A 15,917-nucleotide genomic window follows, 5' to 3' on the forward strand; every position below is an offset into this window, starting at 1 on the left:
GCGGGGGGACGATCGGCGATCGTCTCCCCGCGCGATCAAACCTCCGAGGTCAGCCGCGCACGAAGGCGAGCAGGTCGGGGTTGATGACATCGGCATGGGTGGTCAACATCCCGTGCGAATAGCCCTCATAGATTTTCAGCGTAGCGTTCTGCAGCAGCTTGACCTGTAGCAGCGCGGCGTCGGTATAGGGCACGACCTGATCGTCATCCCCCTGCAGCACCAGCGTGGGGACGGTGATCGCCTTCAGGTCCTCGGTCTGGTCGGTCTCGGAAAAGGCCTTGATGCCTTCATAATGCGCCTGTGCGCTGCCCATCATGCCCTGACGCCACCAATTGTCGATCACGGCAGGGATCGTCGCTTCGTGGGCGCGGTTGAAGCCATAGAAGGGGCCTGCCGCGACATCGCGGAAGAAGGCCGCGCGGTTCGCGGCGAGCGCGCTGCGGAAGCTGTCGAACACTTCCATCGGCGTGCCGCCGGGATTGGCATCGGTCTTCAGCATCAGCGGTGGAATCGCAGCGACCAGCACCGCTTTGGCCACGCGGCCCTGCGGCTGGCCGAATTTCGCGACATAGCGCGCGACTTCGCCACCGCCGGTCGAATGGCCGATATGCACCGCATTTTTGAGATCGAGATGCTCGACCACGGCGGAGGCATCGGCGGCATAATGGTCCATGTCATGGCCACCGACCGCTTGCTCGGACCGGCCATGCCCGCGACGATCATGCGCGACGACACGGTAGCCATTGGCCAGGAAGAACAGCATCTGCGCGTCCCAATCGTCCGACGACAGCGGCCAGCCGTGGTGGAAGACGATCGGCTGGGCGTCCCTGGGCCCCCAGTCCTTATAATAGATCTGGGTGCCATCCGTGCTGGTTACATAAGCCATGATAGTCTCCATTGATGAGGCGAGACGGTGGCTTCCCAGGAGATTGCCACCGTTGCGCTGGGGGAAATGTAATCGACCAGTGCCGCCGCGCGCGGGTTATTGCGCGCTGGCGGGGGGCGTGGGGACCGGCGTCCATTGCCAACCCTGCGCCGCCTTGTTGAGCGTACCGATGCCGGGGAATTGCAGGTGCGCCGCCGCGACCAGATAGTGACGCTTCGCCGCATCGGCCATGATCGTGGCGCGCGAGCGGGATGCCTCGGCTTGCGATAGGTCGAACTTGATGGTCACCGCAGGGTCCTTCAACTGCACCACCGCCACGTGCATCACGTCGCCCCAGATGAGCAGCGTCTTGCCACCGCTCTCGACACGGTAACCGGTGTGCCCTGCCGTGTGTCCGGGCAGCGACACTGCCGTCACGCCAGCGTCGATCGTCTCGCCTGGCTGGAATGGCTTGACTCGCCCCGCCGCGCTATACGGCGCGAGTGAGGCGGCGGCGGCGTCGAAGGACGATTGTACCGAGGCATCGACCTTGGCGAGGTTGGCCTTGTCGAGCCAGAAATCCTGCTCCGGCTGCGCCATGCGGATCGTCGCGTTGGGAAACACGCGCGCGCCATCGACCGAAAGACCGCCGACATGGTCGGGGTGGAGGTGTGTGATGAGCACCTCGTCAATATCCTCGGGCTTATAACCTGCGGCCTTCAGCGCGGTGATCGCGCGTCCGAGCGTCGGGCCGAAATAACTGCCGCTGCCGCTATCGACGAGAATGCGGCGCGCGCCCGTGTCGATCAAATAGGCGTTGACCGAGGTCGGTTCGAGCGTGGGCGCGTTCGCCGCTGCCAGGATCGCCTTCACTTCGCCGGGTGTCCGCTCGACCAGCAATTGATCGGCTGGCAGCGAGATGATGCCATCGGACAGCGCGACGATGGTAAAGCTGCCGAGCTTCATCTTGTAGAAATCCGCCGGAGCCGTGACCGGCGCGGAGGCGACGTTCTGGGCATAAGCGACTGGCGGGACGGCGAGGCTGGCGATCACGGCGGCACACTTTAGAAAACGAACGGTCATGGCGTTTCATCCGATTTGCTTGATCCGACAGGTGGATCACCCTGCCAGATTAGCGGATCGGCCTGGAGATGCCCATCGCCGAGGCGCGCGCTCGGATGATCTCGCGGCACTCGCGGCGAATTGGGCCAGCCGCGTCGCCGGGCCTTGTGAGGGAGGCGCTTATCGCGAGTGTGCGCTTGCCTCCGCCGCCTCCGCGATCCCTGCGTAGAGCCGGTCGAGATCGGCTTCGTCAATGCAATAAGGCGGCATCACGTACACGGTGTTGCCAAGTGGGCGCAGTAGCAGGTCGTTCTCGCGGAAATGCGAAAGCAGGGCGGGGGCGCGATGTGAGAGATAGCCGCCGGGCTCGCCGTCCTCGATATCCACCGCCGCGATGGTGCCGAGCGTGCGCGGGTTGGTGAACCCGGATTGTCCCGACAGCGCGTCCAGACGCTGGCGTTGCCGCACGGCGAGCGCGGCGATGCGATCGCGCACGGGTTCCTCGCGCCAGATGGCGAGGTTGGCGTTGGCGGCGGCGCAGGCGATCGGGTTGGCGGTGTAGCTGGAGGAATGGAAGAACATCCGCGCGCGGTCCTGCGAGAGATGCGCGTCGTAGACGCCCTCGCTCGCCATCGTCACCGCGAGCGGCACCGCGCCGCCGGTCAGGCCCTTGGACAGGCAGAGGATGTCGGGAACGACACCCGCCTGTTCGCACGCCAGCAACGTGCCGGTGCGGCCCCAGCCGGTCATCACTTCATCGGCGATGAACAAAACGTCGTGACGCGCGCAGATCGCGCGCATCTCGGCCAGCACCCAGGCGGGGTAGAACAGCATTCCGCCCGCGCCCAGCACCAAGGGCTCGACGATGAAGGCGGCGGGGGCGGAGCGGCAGGCGGCCTCCAGCGCATCGAGCGTGGCTTGCTCGCGGCCCGAGGCGGGGTAGGGGATGGTGCCGACGTCGAACAGCAGCGGCGCATAAGGCGCGTTGAACACGCCGCGCGCGCCGACCGACATCGCGCCGATCGTGTCGCCATGATAGCTATGCTCCATCACCAGGATGCGGTGGCGGGGCTGGCCGCGATTGGCCCAGAAGCCGAGCGCCATCTTCAGCGCGACCTCGACACTGGTCGAGCCCGAATCCGAGAAGAAGATGCGGGTGAGCGCAGGCGGCATGATCTCCAGCAGTGCGCGCGCGAGCGTTTCGGCGGGTTCGTGCGTCCAGCCGGCAAAGATGATCTGGTCGAGCTTGCTCGCTTGCTCGGCAATCGCGGCGATGATGCGCGGGTGGCAATGGCCGTGCGTCGTCACCCACCAGGACGAGATGCCGTCGATGATGCGGCGGCCGTCCTGGGTGAACAGCGCCGCGCCTTCGCTGTGGGTGACGAGCGGGATCGGTTCGCCAAGGCCGTGCTGGGTGAAGGGGTGCCAGATTGGGGAACTGCTCATTGGAAATCGGCCACGTTGAAATGCGCGGCAAAGGCCGCGGCAAGCGTGCTCGCATCGAGCGGATCGAGCCGGGGTAAGCGCCCCAGCCGCTTCACGCGCCCCAGATGCACGATGGTCGCTTCGCTATCGGCATTCTCGTCGCCGACAAAGGCGATGCCGAGGATGGGCACGCCGCGCTGGCGCAGCGCCTCGATCGACAACAGGCTGTGGTTGATCGTGCCGAGCGTGGTGCGCGCGACCAGCACCACCGGGTAGCCCCAGCGTGCGAACAGATCGGCAAACACAAGCTCGCGCGTCACCGGCACCATCACGCCGCCGGCCCCCTCCACCACCAGCGGGCCGTTGACCTCGGGCGGGGTCAGCCGCAGCGGGTCGATCGTCACGCCGTCAATCTCGGCGGCGCGGTGGGGCGAGCAGGGGGTGGCGAGGCGATACGCCTCGGGCAGGATGTGCGACGCGGGCAAGCCCGAGAGCGTGGCGACGCTGTCGCGATCGGCGCTGGGGTCGAGCCCGGCCTGCACCGGCTTCCAATAATGCGCGTTCAGCGCCGCCGTCAGCGCGGCGGCGAACACCGTCTTGCCGACATCGGTGTCGGTGCCGGTGATGACGATTGTTTCAGAGTTCACGTGCGCGCAACTCCAACAGCATCTCCGCCAGCGCGGCAATCTCCGCTTCGCCGACGTTGAGCGTGAGCGACACGCGCAGCCGCGCGGTGCCGGGCGGCACTGTCGGCGGGCGGATGCCGCGAATATCGAAACCGGCGGCCTGCAGCGCCGCCGCAAGCCGCATGGTGGGGGCGTCCGCGCCGATGATGAGTGGCAGGATCTGCGATCCGGTCGGGGTGACGCCGCACGGCGCGAGCGTGCGCTCGGCAAAGGCGGTGAGCGCGCTCAGCCGGTCGCGACGCTCAGGCTCGTCGGCGAGGATGCGCAGGCTCTCGCGCACCGCGCTTGCCATCAGCGGGGAGGGCGCGGTCGAGAAGATGAAGGCGCGCCCACGATTGACCAGAAAATCACGCATCGTGCGCGGGCCGCACAGCAAGGCGCCCTCACAGCCCAAGGCCTTGCCGCAGGTGCGCAAGGTGATGACGTTTTCGGCCCCCTCCAGATCGGCGGCGAGGCCGCGTCCGTCGGGGCCGAACACGCCGGTTGCGTGCGCCTCGTCGATCAGCAGCATCGCCGCGTGTCGCGCCGCCACCGCCGCCAGATCGGCGAGCGGGGCGCGGTCGCCATCCATGCTGTAGAGGCTCTCGACCGCGATCCACGCGCGACCCGTGCCGCCGCGCCGCCGCCAGTCGGCAATCGCCTGATCGACCGCGGTCGCGTCATTATGCGGCGTCGCGACGCTTTCGGCGCGGGCGAGGCGCATTCCTTCATGCGCGCTGGCATGGATCAACGCATCATGGACGATCAGATCGCCACGCTGCGGCAGCGTGGACAGCAAGGCAGCATTGGCGGCATAGCCGCTGGAGAAGGACAGCGCCGCTTCGCTGCCGAAAAAGGCGGCGGCTTCGGCTTCGAGCGCTTCATGCTCGGGATCGTTGCCGCGCAGCAGCCGCGACCCGCCCGACCCGATCGCCACCCCGCGCGCCAGCGCCGCCGCCACGGCACCCCGCAGCCGCTCAGCGCGGGCGAGGCCGAGATAGTCGTTGGACGAGAAATCCAGCCCGGTGCGCGGTTGCAGGCGGCGGAGCCGCGCGGCGGAGTCGAGCGCCTTCAAGTCGTTCAGATGCGTTTCGAGGAGAGTCATCGGGGGCGCTATAGCGAAGCTGTGGGCGGACGCACGAGCGGGGTGTGGGATTTTGTTGGTGGGGTGGGGGTGGGGGGCGTGCCTCGTTGGCCTAGACGCGGCGGCGGTTGGACGACTATTGTATCGAACGAGTTAGGAAATTGATAACCATTCTAGACAATGCGCGGCCATCTTGAACTGATGACGAACGCTCAGGATCGCGCCAGGATGATTGCACTCGGGTAAGTGTCGCGATCTTCCTTGTACATGATCAGTAACGCCGAAAGCATTGTGGTCTGCCATCCCGAAGGCAATTGCCTCGTCAACTCCATCAACGCCGAACGAGCGGTAATAGCGGCGGGGCTCATGGTGACAACTGTTTGCGCTAACTCAGGATGTGGTTTTCGACTACCCTTGCCCGCACTTTGAAACCGAAGAGTGTACGGTAGAGCGGCCTTAAGTCGTAGCGCGACCTCGGCTGCCGTTGCTGTTCCGAGCAAATCGATTTCAAGGGGCCGGTCGATATCAATCGGGAAATCGCTATCAAAGCTCCCTGGCTTACTGGTGTCACGTTCGCGCCCAGGATCGTTTGCACCGAAGCCGCTGCCATTCCACGGTGTGCCGTCCTTACCGGTATAATGCCGAATAAGCTGGGTCTCGAGATCAATCGCAGTGAACACAAAGATGCGCACTGCCTTGAATGTTACCCTTCTAGGGGCAAGTCCTTGCCGATGCAGGATTTTGCGAGAATGGCGAAGCAGTCGCTTAGCCAGGCCCGCCTCCGCGTCTGTCTTTCCGATATAGGTGAGTTGGCCGTCCAAGAAGAGCTGATATACGCCCTGTGCCTCTGGAATGCTCGCCAACCCCTCGCCATCGAGTGGTGCGGCTTCCATGCCGTCCAGGACCTCAACCAGGCGTACCAACAGCGCGCCCGGCAAATCGAACTCGAAATCGCGATAACCTACGGTCACTGACAGCTTCCCATCTCCGTACGGTTAAGATGCGCGCGCACATCTCGCGCCACCACCTCCGCCAATTTCACCGGAACGGCATTACCAAGCTGGCGCATTGTTTCCGACCAGGAGCCGTGAAATTGATAATCGTCAGGAAAGGTCTGTAGCCTGGCGCTCTCACGTATGGAAAAGTATCGAACGGTTCCATCAGGTCGCGCGAGCATATTTTCGCCACCGGGTACGCCATGCACGCCCGCTTTCAGTGTCTTCGCTGGCTCGTCCAACGGGCTGCCGGTATGCCCCGGATACGACCTCGCACCGGCCTGGAAGCGATGATTCGGCACCAGCGCGGCCGCACGTGGCGAGAGTTCGGGATCAGGCAAATCGTGGATCGCATCGCGGGTGGTGCGCCAGGCAAGCCCAGCAGGCTTTTTCCGCAGCTTGGCGGCGCGTGCCGCCAGACGTGGTGCGATGATCCGATACTTACGGGATACATGATGTCGTTCCCAATAGTCCCCGTTGGGACGCTGCTCCCAGAGAAGAGCATCAAGCGAATGTGTTGGCACGGGGAAATTCCACTCGATTTCCAGATCCCGCCTAAACCCGACAAAGACCACGCGCTCGCGTCGTTGTGGCACCCCGTGGTCGGCGGCGTTAAGAACGCGATAAATGACGCGGTAGCTGAAAGAGGTTTCACCGCGCCCGGAGGTGTGATGGCGCTCTAATCGCTCCAGATGTTCAAACCATTTCTCACCATCGCGACGCCTGAGATCAGGATAAGTGAGTTGGTGCACGATGTACGCGACATAACTCGCAAAGGCCGCGCGCGTAAGCCCCTTCACGTTTTCAAAGATAAACGCTTTTGGCCGTGTCTCGCGTACGGCACGCACCGCCTCGGGCCACATGTCCCGTGCGTCATCATGCGCCCGATGCAAGCCGCCCAGCGAAAAAGGCTGACAGGGCGGACCACCGGTCACTAAATCGATCACGTTCTCGTAGGCACGAAAATCGACCGCGCGAACGTCGCCTTCGACCAACGGCCAACCCACTACCTCGCGCAGGCCGCGCGATTGGTTCTCGCGAATAGTGTCGCAGCACCAGCGATCCCATTCGACAACCTTAACTGGCGTGAACCCCGCCCGGCTGACGCCAAGACCTAATCCGCCAGCACCGGCGAATAGCTCAATTGCGTGCATTCATCCCCCTCGGCGTTCCAGAAGCGCGTGGAATTCGTTCCTCAGTTGTTCTTCTTGCCCGCATTCGCGTTCCCGAACAACTAAAGTTTTCAGCCGAGCGCGGTAGGTTGCATTGCGGATCGTCTGAGTTGACCGGCCAAATCGGCTGCTCCCACCATCACCGAAAGTTCATCGAAACTGACCAGTCGCTAGCCGAAGGCGCGATTCGCCTTATCGAGGTGGCTGCGCAGCGCGCTCCCTGCGATAAGTCCCAACTGGCTCCCGCCACCCCCTTACACCGCGTCATCCAGCGAGAAGCGGTCGTCATCCTCGTCATAGGCGAAGACTTCGGCATAGCGGCCCCACAGGGTGACGGTGCGCAGCGTTTCCTCGGCATAATCGGGCGACATATGGTCTTCGAGTTCGTCGCGGAAGCGGCGCGCGGGGGCGGCGTGGCCGGCGCGTTCGTCGAGGATGCGCTTGATGTGCTGCGCCAGCGGAACGTGCGCGAGCAGGGCTTGCGGCGCGCGCCTTTGCCGGGGTGTGGGCGGGCCGCACCACGATCGGCGCGCTGGCGGTGCTGGCGGCACAATTGGTGTGCTTCGGCGCGTTGGCGGCGCTGCGTCTGGCGAGACACGCAAAGGTTGGGGGCGGTGCGGCGGTTTGGCCCTGCGAGGCGAACCCGCCGCACCATAGTCCCGGCCCCGTCTTAAGACGGGGCGATGGCGCGCTGCGGATCGGTGATTTGAACGCCGTCCTTTGCCCAGTCCGCGCGGGTGCGGCACGGGTCGGGCGGGGTGCCCGGATGCGGATCGGCGGGCGACGGATCGGCGAAGGCGCGGATACAGTAAACATCCTGGTCCGCCTTGTAGGTGACGCGGTAGGTTTCGGTGATGGTGCGTCGGGTTGGTGCGCTTTGCGGCGATGCCGCCACGGCGGCGATGGTAAGGGTGATCAGGTGGGCGGACAGGCTCATGGCGGATCTCCATGCGGTCGCGACATGGATCTGTCGTCGATCGCACGGTTTTCCATGCGAGAAGTGTGCCATATATATAATACACTGGAATCCGTGGCGGGGTATCGGTTCGGGCTGGACCTTCCGTCGTCGATTTCACCGATCTTTGGTTCGTACCACCAATGTGTAGAAGGGGTGCGCGCGTGAGGCGGCTCGTTCACCCCCCGGATCGGATGCGGTGCAATCGCGATGTCACGGTGCTGTTTTATCCAATCTTAAAATATCGTCTAATCGCAAGCCGCGATTGCCTAATGATGGATCACAATGGGCCAGATTGGCGTGGTTGTGGTATTGTCATATTTTGCGCATTTCGCGGCATGTCCATACGTAGACAAGACAATATACTTGAGTGAAATACCAATAAGGTGTATTTGAATAATGCCTGAACGACTCGTGCTGTCGTCGGGCCAGTCCGCTTCAAATAGAGTATATTTGATGTCCCCCCGGCTATGTGCATGGCCGGGGCGTGTGTGCGTGGCTTTTGTAATTCTTGCGAGAAATCATCGCATTTGATCCATAATTTCAGGAAAGGATACGGCAATGACCGTGTACAATATCCAAAATCAATGGGGCGGTAGTTCCGCGCCGTGGCACGATGGTGGAGTGCTCAACATCGGCAATCGCGCAGATCAACTGCCGATCGCGCTCCATATTCAATCCGGCGATGGCGGACTGAGCTTTACCGGTACGATGACGTATCAGGGCGAGGGCCCGATCGGCCTGCGCGCGACCCGCGTGACCGAAAATTGCTATCACGCCGAAAACCAATGGGGTGGCAATGATGCTCCCTGGCACGATGCGGGCCTGTTCCTGCTCGGCGCGCGCGATGGCCAGAATGCGGTGGCGTTCGATCTGACGTCCAAGGACGGTCAGACCGTGACGGGCACAATGACCTATGCGGGGGAAGGCCCGATCGGCGTCAAAGGTGCCAAATCCCCCGGTCTCGCCTTTAACGCCACCAATCAATGGGGCGGCAGCGGGGCTCCCTGGCATCAGGGCGGCCAGTGGGTGATCGGGTGCCGGCCGGACCAGCCGGTGGTCGGTCTCGAAGTGTCGAGCCACGACAATGGCAAGACGCTGACGGGCACGATGACCTATAAGGGCGAGGGTCCGATCGGCTTCCGCGGCACGCGCACGATGGCCAACACCTATAGCGTGGTGAACCAATGGGGCGGCAATGATGCCCCGTGGCATCCGGGCGGTGAATGGGTGCTCGGCTGCCGCGGCAAGCAGGGCGTTGTCGCGATCAGCACCAAGGGCGACGGTGCGAACCTGAACGGCACGATGATGTATGCCGGCGAAGGTCCGATCGGTCTTGCGCTGGTGCCGAGCGTCGCCAAGGTCCACGCAACCGCGTGAAAATGACGACCGCTCCCCGGCGCAACCGGGGGGCGGCCTATCGCGGGCGCGGTCGCAATCGTGCCAGATTTTGGCTGCTGTGTGAGGAAATGTTGCGGGGATCGGGGTTGGATCACTCTGGCCGCTGTGTGCGTTGACGCTGCTGAAACGCGTCCTTACCGAAACGGACACATGAAACATTGCCTGATCTCACGCCGATGACGACTGCCCCCACTATCGTCCTGGTCGAGGACGACCCCGCGCTGCGCACGCTGACCACGCGGGCGCTGCAAGAGCATGGCTATACTGTTCGCCCCGCCGCGTCCGCCCCCGAAATGTGGCTGGCGATGGATGCGGGCCCGGTCGATCTGGTGCTGCTCGACATCATGTTGCCGGGCACCGACGGCATCGAACTGTGTCGGCGGCTGCGGCAGAAGAGCAATGTACCGATCATCTTCGTCAGCGCGCGCGCCAGCGAGACCGACCGTGTCGTCGGCCTGGAACTGGGTGCCGACGATTATCTCGCCAAGCCGTTCGGCACGCGCGAGCTCACCGCGCGCATCCGCGCCGTCCTGCGCCGGACCGAGGCTCCGCGCGACACGCAGGATCGCGAGGAAGGGGTGCGCCGCTTCGACGGCTGGACCGTCAGCTTGCCGCGCCGCGAATTGCAGGCGCCGAGCGGCGCGGTGGTCGATCTGACCGGCGCGGAATTCGACCTGTTGGTCAGCCTGCTCGACCATGCGGGCCGCGTGATCGCGCGCGAACGGCTGATCGAACTGTCGCGCACACGCATGGGCGACAGCACCGATCGCAGCGTGGATGTGCTGGTCAGCCGCTTGCGCCGCAAGCTCACCACCGAAGGCAGCGCGCCACCGATCGTGACGGTGCGCGGCGTCGGCTATATGTTCAACACCACGGTCGAGCGTTCTTGAGGCGTTTCGTGCATCCCTCGCTCGGCTTGATCGGGCGAGTCGTGGCGATCCTGCTGCTCGCGATGCTCGTCGAATTTACCATGAATGCCATGCTGTATGAGCGCGCCAGCCAGTTTTCGGTGCGCGACGATGTCGGGCGGCGGCTGGCAGAGCATCTCGTCATCGCGCGACGCCTGACGGTGGACACGCCAGTGGCCGAGCGCCCGGCGATGGCGCGCCGCCTGTCGACCCCGCATTACACGATGGCGTGGAGCGCCGCTGCGCCCGCGCCGACCGACCCCGCGCTCGCACAGATGCGCGCGCGCGTGCTCAGTTGGGAGCCGGTGCTGCGCTCGGGCGATTTGCGGCTGCATCTCGATACGATTGGCGAGGATGCCTATGTCGCCGGGGCGAGTGCGCTGCCCGATGGCAGTTGGCTGCACTTCCGCACGGTTGAGCCGATCGACAGCCTGGACGAATCGTATAGCCGTATCCTGATCGCTTTCGCCATTGCGGGCGGCGTGATGGTGCTGGGCGGTGCGCTGATCGGGCGGACGCTGCGCCCGATGCGGCAATTGGCGGATGCAGCGGACCGCTTCGGCACCGCCGAGCCGCTCCCCTTGGTCGAGGAAGGGCCGGGCGAGGTGCGCCGCGTTATCACCGCGTTCAACCGGATGCAGGCGCGCATCCAGCAATTGATCGAGGATCGCACGCAGGCGCTGGCGGCGGTGGGGCACGACATCCGTACCCCGCTGGCGCGGTTGCGGTTGCGTGCGGAGGGTATCTCGGCCGAGCCGCTGCGCGAGGAAATCCTGGAAGACGTAGCCGAGATGGACGCGATGGTCGCATCGTTGCTGGCGTTCCTCGGCGGCGAGGACGATCCCGAAAAGCCCGTGCTGGCCGATCTCGCCGTATTGTGCGCGACGCTGGCCGACGATGCTGCGGATCACGGGCGCGAGGTCCATTATGTCGGCCCCTCGCATCTCGACCATTGCTTCCGCCCGCTCGGCATGAAGCGCGCGCTCACCAATCTGGTCGAAAACGGCCTGCATCACGGATCGGTGGTGACGATCGCGCTCTCCGCCACCCCGAACGAAGTGATTTTACGGGTCGAGGATGACGGGCCGGGCATCCCCGAAGAGGCCTTGCAGAGCGTGCTGGAGCCGTTCGTGCGGCTCGATACCGCCCGACGGCGCGATACGCTGGGGTTGGGGTTGGGGCTGGCGATCGTCGTGCGGCTGGTCGATTTCGAAGGCGGCGCGTTGCGCCTCGCCAATCTGCCCGAAGGCGGCTTGCGCGCGGAAATCCGCCTGCCACGCTGACCGGAAACGCTTCCTTACAAAAGTGCCGCGTTGCAGCAAAACGCACTTCGTATCTGATTCTGTGAAGCCCGCGCAGCCCCCGCGCGGCGCAAGCAGGAGCCAGGTTCATGAACGAGCTCATCGGTCGCGTCTTCGATTTTCAGAAGTCGGTGTTCCCCCCTCAAAGTGCGCTCTATGCGAACCTCGCCGTCAACGGGCAGCGTCCCAAGGCGCTGATCGTGTCGTGCGCGGATTCGCGCGTGGTGCCCGAAGAAATTCTGCAGGCCGCCCCCGGTGATCTGTTCGTCTGCCGCAATGCCGGCAACATCGTTCCCCCGTTCAGCAACGCCAATGGTGGCGTCACCTCGACCGTCGAATATGCGGTAATGGCGCTGGGGGTGCGCGACATCATCGTCTGCGGCCATTCCGATTGCGGCGCGATGAAGGCGCTGATGAACCCGTCGTCGCTGGAAACCATGCCCAATGTCGCGGCGTGGTTGCGCCACAGCCATGCGGCGCATTCGGTGGTGAGCGATGCCTATCCCGATCTCGACGGGCCTGAGCAGGTGCGCGCGGCGGCGCTTGAAAATGTCGTGGTGCAGATCGCGCATCTGCGCACGCATCCGGCGGTCGCCTCGGGCATCGCGCGCGGCGAACTGGCGCTGCACGGCTGGTTCTTCGACATTCATCAGGGTGCGGTGTTCGCGCTCGACGGCGGCACCGGGCGGTTCGAGCAGATCCGCGACGATCGCCCGATGCCGGTCGCCTTGCCCGCGCAGCAGCGCCTGGCGTCGGGCGTGTCTTATCTGGAGGCGGCCGAATGAGCTTCGCCGGTTTCAAATTGCCGACGCTGGCAGTCGCGTCGCGGGATTTTACCGCGTCGATCGTCGTGTTTCTGGTGGCGATGCCCTTGTGCATGGGCATCGCCATCGCCTCGGGCGTGCCGCCTGAAAAAGGACTCATCACCGGCATCATCGGCGGCATCGTCGTGGGGGCGCTCGCGGGTTCCCCCTTGCAGGTCAGCGGGCCCGCCGCAGGCCTGGCCGTCGTGGTGTTCGAGTTGGTTCGCGACAAGGGCCTGTCGGCGCTGGGGCCGATCCTGATTCTTGCCGGGCTGATCCAGCTCATCGCTGGTATTCTGAAGATCGGCGGCTGGTTCCGCGCGATTTCGCCCGCTGTCGTCCACGGGATGCTCGCCGGGATCGGCGTGCTGATCGTCGTCGGCCAGTTTCATGTGCTGTTCGATGCACGCCCGCTGCCGAGCGGCATCCAGAATCTGCTCGCCATTCCCGGCCGTTTGTTCGGCTTGTCCGCGACCAACGTCTCGGGCGTCGAACAGGCGTTCATGATCGGCCTGTTGACGATCGCGGCGATGCTGGGGTGGGAACGCTTCCGCCCGGCGGCGCTGAAGCAGGTGCCTGCCGCTCTGGTCGGCGTCATGGTCGGTACGCTGACCGCGTTCAGCATCGGCCTCACGATCGACCGCGTCGATGTGCCGCAATCGATCGTTGCCGCCGTCGCGCTCCCCGCGCCGGACTTCCTGGCCAAGTGGATCGACCCGTCGATCCTCGTTGCAGCCCTCGCCATCGCCTTCATCGCCAGCGCGGAAACGCTGTTGTCGGCGGCGGCGGTCGACCGGATGCACGATGGCGTGCGCACCGATTACAATAAGGAGCTGCGCGCGCAGGGCATCGGCAATTTGCTGTGCGGCGTGGCGGGTGCCTTGCCGATGACGGGGGTGATCGTGCGCAGCTCGGCCAATGTGCAGGCGGGCGCGACGACGCGGCTCTCGACGATGCTGCACGGCATCTGGATCCTGGGCTTCGTCGCGTTGCTGCCGTGGCTGCTGCGCGAAATCCCGATGGCCGCCTTGGGCGCGATTCTGGTGGTGACCGGGGTTCGGCTGGTCAGTCTCGCGCATGTCCGTCACCTGTTCCACAGCTATGGCGTGTTGCCAGCGCTGATCTGGGCGGTGACGCTCGTGGTGGTGGTGGCCGAGGATCTGTTGACCGGCGTGCTGGTCGGCATCGCGCTCTCGCTGCTCGAACTGGTGCCGCATCTGCGCCGTCTACGCCTGCACGTCGAAATGCCGGATGAAACAGATGGGCGCTGCTTGGCGCTGGCGGGCAGTGCGACCTTCGTCACCCTGCCCAAATTGTCGGACACACTGGATGCGCTGCCGATGGACGGGCCGACCCGGCTCGACGTGTCGCGGTTGACCAAGGTCGACCATACGTGCGCCGAATTGCTCAAGGAGTGGCTCGCGCGGCGGCGTGCGGCCGGGCATCCGGTCGAATTGACCGGCGCGTCCTACAAGCTCGCCGCGATGACGGCGTAGCGAGCAACGCTTCGTTACAAAGCGGCAAGATCGCGGCACCACCGCGACGCTACACCAAAACTCCCGAGGTCGACCGCTCCCCATCGCTCCCCCGGTGATGAGAGGAGCGGCGGCGCCGGACCGCAGGCGGGAACCCACCACCACATCAAAGGGGGATCCCATGTATCGATTTACGTTCGCCGCCGCGCTCGCGCTGATCGCCAGCCCCGCTATCGCGCAGGATAGGGGCGGCGAGACCGCGCCGCCGCCGCCGTTCAAGGTATCGGGCAGCGTCGCGTTCGTTTCCGACTACCGCTTCCGTGGCGTCTCTCAATCGGACAAACAAATCGCGCTACAGGGCGGCATCACCGTCACGCATGAAAGCGGGTTTTACGCCAGCACCTGGGCCTCCAATCTCGCAGGCTGGGGCACCTTTGGCGGTGCCAATCTCGAGCTCGATCTGGTCGGCGGCTATAAGCGCCCGCTCGCTGGCGGGACGATCGATGTCGGCTTGACCTGGTACATGTATCCCGGTGGCGCCGCCCTGACCGATTTTGCCGAACCCTATGTCAAAGTGAGTGGCACGCTCGGCCCGGCGACGTTGCTGGCGGGCGTCGCTTATGCGCCCAAGCAGAAGGCGCTCGGCAATTTCTCCAACACCCCGCAAAGCCGCGGGCAGAGCGAGGACAATCTCTATCTGTGGGGCGATGGCAGCGCGGGCGTTCCCGGCACCCCCGTCACCGCCAAGGCGCATATCGGCTATTCCAAGGGCAATCCGGGGTTGGGACCGAATGGCACCAGCGTGGCCCCAACGGGGAGCTATTGGGATTGGCTGCTGGGGGTCGATTATGTGGTCGGCCCGGTGACGCTGGGTGTCGCCTATGTCGATACTGACATCAGCCGCGCGAAATCGGCCTATCTGCTGCCGAACTTCGCCTCGACCAAGAACGGCTCCTCGATTGCGGGCGGCACGGTGCTGTTCAGCGTTTCCGCCGGATTCTAACGGCATAATGGCCGCCGGGGCAGCAACCCCGGCGGCCATCGTTGCTCAGGCAGCGTCGACCAGCACGATTTCGCTGTCTTCGATCGCGGTTACCCGCAGCACCGCTTCATCGCGAATGGCGGCACCGTCGCGAGCATTGACGCGCACGCCGTCAATCTCGATCGCACCCGTGGCGGGCACGAGATAGCCGCGCCGGTCTTTGCCGAGCGGATATTCGGCGGTCTCGCCCGCCTTCAGCGTGGCACCGACAACGCGGGCGTCGGTGCGGATCGGCAGCGTATCGCCATCCTCGGCAAAGCCGCTCGCCAGCACCACGAACTGTCCGGCGCGATCGCCCTTCGGGAAGGGGCGGGCACCCCAGCCTGGCTTTTCGCCGCTGCGTGTCGGCTGGATCCAGATCTGGAAGATCCGGGTGGTAATATCCTCCTTATTATATTCGGAGTGGGTGATGCCCGTGCCGGCACTCATTACTTGCACGTCGCCCGCCTCGGTGCGGCCGAGATTGCCGAGATTGTCCTGATGCGTGATCGCGCCTTCGCGGACATAGGTGATGATCTCCATGTCGCGGTGCGGATGCGGCGGGAAGCCCGTTTGCGGTGCGATCGTGTCATCATTCCACACCCGCAAATTGCCCCAATTGGTACGCGCCGGGTCGTAGTAATTGGCGAAGGAGAAATGATGCTTGGCATCGAGCCAACCGTGATTGGCACCGCCAAGGCTGGCATAAGGGCGAAGGTCGATCATGGCGCAAACTCCTGTGCTGCGGTGGACTGGCAGGGTGCCGGTCCGTCCGTCGATGACCG

The 15,917-nt window shown here is 64.6% G+C and carries 16 protein-coding genes; 6 read left to right on the forward strand and 10 right to left on the reverse strand.

Features of this window, described 5'->3' with window-relative positions:
• Nucleotides 1-49 precede the first annotated feature (49 nt).
• From WC704_RS01965 to WC704_RS02005, 9 genes are all read right to left on the reverse strand, one after another.
• Complete coding sequence (locus WC704_RS01965; protein ID WP_372888299.1) at nt 50-886, reverse strand: alpha/beta fold hydrolase; 837 nt, start codon at nt 884-886, stop codon at nt 50-52.
• Nucleotides 887-982: 96 nt separating this feature from the next.
• Nucleotides 983-1,948: an MBL fold metallo-hydrolase gene (locus WC704_RS01970; protein ID WP_372888300.1), complete on the reverse strand. Its 966-nt coding sequence runs from the start codon at nt 1,946-1,948 to the stop codon at nt 983-985.
• A 159-nt stretch (nt 1,949-2,107) separates the two neighbouring features.
• The gene (locus tag WC704_RS01975) at nt 2,108-3,373 is read right to left on the reverse strand and encodes an adenosylmethionine--8-amino-7-oxononanoate transaminase (protein ID WP_372888301.1); all 1,266 of its coding nucleotides are present in this window, start codon (nt 3,371-3,373) and stop codon (nt 2,108-2,110) included.
• Nucleotides 3,370-3,999: a dethiobiotin synthase gene (bioD, locus tag WC704_RS01980; RefSeq protein ID WP_372888302.1), complete on the reverse strand. Its 630-nt coding sequence runs from the start codon at nt 3,997-3,999 to the stop codon at nt 3,370-3,372. The genes WC704_RS01975 and bioD overlap by 4 nt, the downstream gene beginning before the upstream one ends.
• Complete coding sequence (locus WC704_RS01985) at nt 3,989-5,122, reverse strand: 8-amino-7-oxononanoate synthase (RefSeq protein WP_372888303.1); 1,134 nt, start codon at nt 5,120-5,122, stop codon at nt 3,989-3,991. The genes bioD and WC704_RS01985 overlap by 11 nt, the downstream gene beginning before the upstream one ends.
• Before the next feature lie 191 nt (nt 5,123-5,313).
• Entirely contained in the window at nt 5,314-6,072 is a 759-nt protein-coding gene (locus WC704_RS01990; protein ID WP_372888304.1) for a GIY-YIG nuclease family protein, read from the reverse strand.
• Nucleotides 6,069-7,250 carry a DNA cytosine methyltransferase gene (locus WC704_RS01995; protein ID WP_372888305.1) on the reverse strand — a complete coding sequence of 394 codons (1,182 nt, stop codon included), beginning with the start codon at nt 7,248-7,250 and terminating at the stop codon, nt 6,069-6,071. The genes WC704_RS01990 and WC704_RS01995 overlap by 4 nt, the downstream gene beginning before the upstream one ends.
• 272 nt (nt 7,251-7,522) lie before the next feature.
• Nucleotides 7,523-7,819 carry an AAA-associated domain-containing protein gene (locus WC704_RS02000; protein ID WP_372888306.1) on the reverse strand — a complete coding sequence of 99 codons (297 nt, stop codon included), beginning with the start codon at nt 7,817-7,819 and terminating at the stop codon, nt 7,523-7,525.
• Nucleotides 7,820-7,938: 119 nt separating this feature from the next.
• Nucleotides 7,939-8,205 (reverse strand): hypothetical protein, encoded by a 267-nt coding sequence (locus WC704_RS02005; RefSeq protein ID WP_372888307.1) that lies wholly within the window; start codon nt 8,203-8,205, stop codon nt 7,939-7,941.
• Nucleotides 8,206-8,784: 579 nt separating this feature from the next.
• Here WC704_RS02005 and WC704_RS02010 point away from each other — a divergent pair.
• The 6 genes from WC704_RS02010 to WC704_RS02035 all read left to right on the forward strand — a co-directional run bounded on the left by WC704_RS02010 (nt 8,785) and on the right by WC704_RS02035 (nt 15,114).
• A complete protein-coding gene (locus WC704_RS02010; RefSeq protein WP_372888308.1) occupies nt 8,785-9,603 on the forward strand; it encodes a lectin ESA-2 in 819 nt (272 codons plus the stop codon).
• Between the two features lie 197 nt (nt 9,604-9,800).
• On the forward strand, nt 9,801-10,514 hold the full coding sequence (locus WC704_RS02015; RefSeq protein WP_372888309.1) for a response regulator: 714 nt from the start codon (nt 9,801-9,803) through the stop codon (nt 10,512-10,514).
• On the forward strand, nt 10,511-11,815 hold the full coding sequence (locus tag WC704_RS02020) for an ATP-binding protein (RefSeq protein WP_372888310.1): 1,305 nt from the start codon (nt 10,511-10,513) through the stop codon (nt 11,813-11,815). The genes WC704_RS02015 and WC704_RS02020 overlap by 4 nt, the downstream gene beginning before the upstream one ends.
• Before the next feature lie 107 nt (nt 11,816-11,922).
• The gene (locus tag WC704_RS02025; RefSeq protein ID WP_372888311.1) at nt 11,923-12,618 is read left to right on the forward strand and encodes a carbonic anhydrase; all 696 of its coding nucleotides are present in this window, start codon (nt 11,923-11,925) and stop codon (nt 12,616-12,618) included.
• Nucleotides 12,615-14,132: a SulP family inorganic anion transporter gene (locus tag WC704_RS02030; RefSeq protein ID WP_372888312.1), complete on the forward strand. Its 1,518-nt coding sequence runs from the start codon at nt 12,615-12,617 to the stop codon at nt 14,130-14,132. Before WC704_RS02025 ends, WC704_RS02030 begins: the two co-directional genes overlap by 4 nt.
• 160 nt (nt 14,133-14,292) lie before the next feature.
• Entirely contained in the window at nt 14,293-15,114 is an 822-nt protein-coding gene (locus WC704_RS02035) for a TorF family putative porin (RefSeq protein WP_372888313.1), read from the forward strand.
• A gap of 45 nt (nt 15,115-15,159) precedes the next feature.
• Here the strand turns inward: WC704_RS02035 and WC704_RS02040 are convergent, their stop codons facing one another.
• Complete coding sequence (locus WC704_RS02040; RefSeq protein WP_372888314.1) at nt 15,160-15,858, reverse strand: pirin family protein; 699 nt, start codon at nt 15,856-15,858, stop codon at nt 15,160-15,162.
• Between the last annotated feature and the right edge of the window lie 59 nt (nt 15,859-15,917).

It is taken from the genome of Sphingomonas sp. (assembly GCF_041661885.1).
Taxonomy (GTDB): Bacteria; Pseudomonadota; Alphaproteobacteria; order Sphingomonadales; family Sphingomonadaceae; genus Sphingomonas.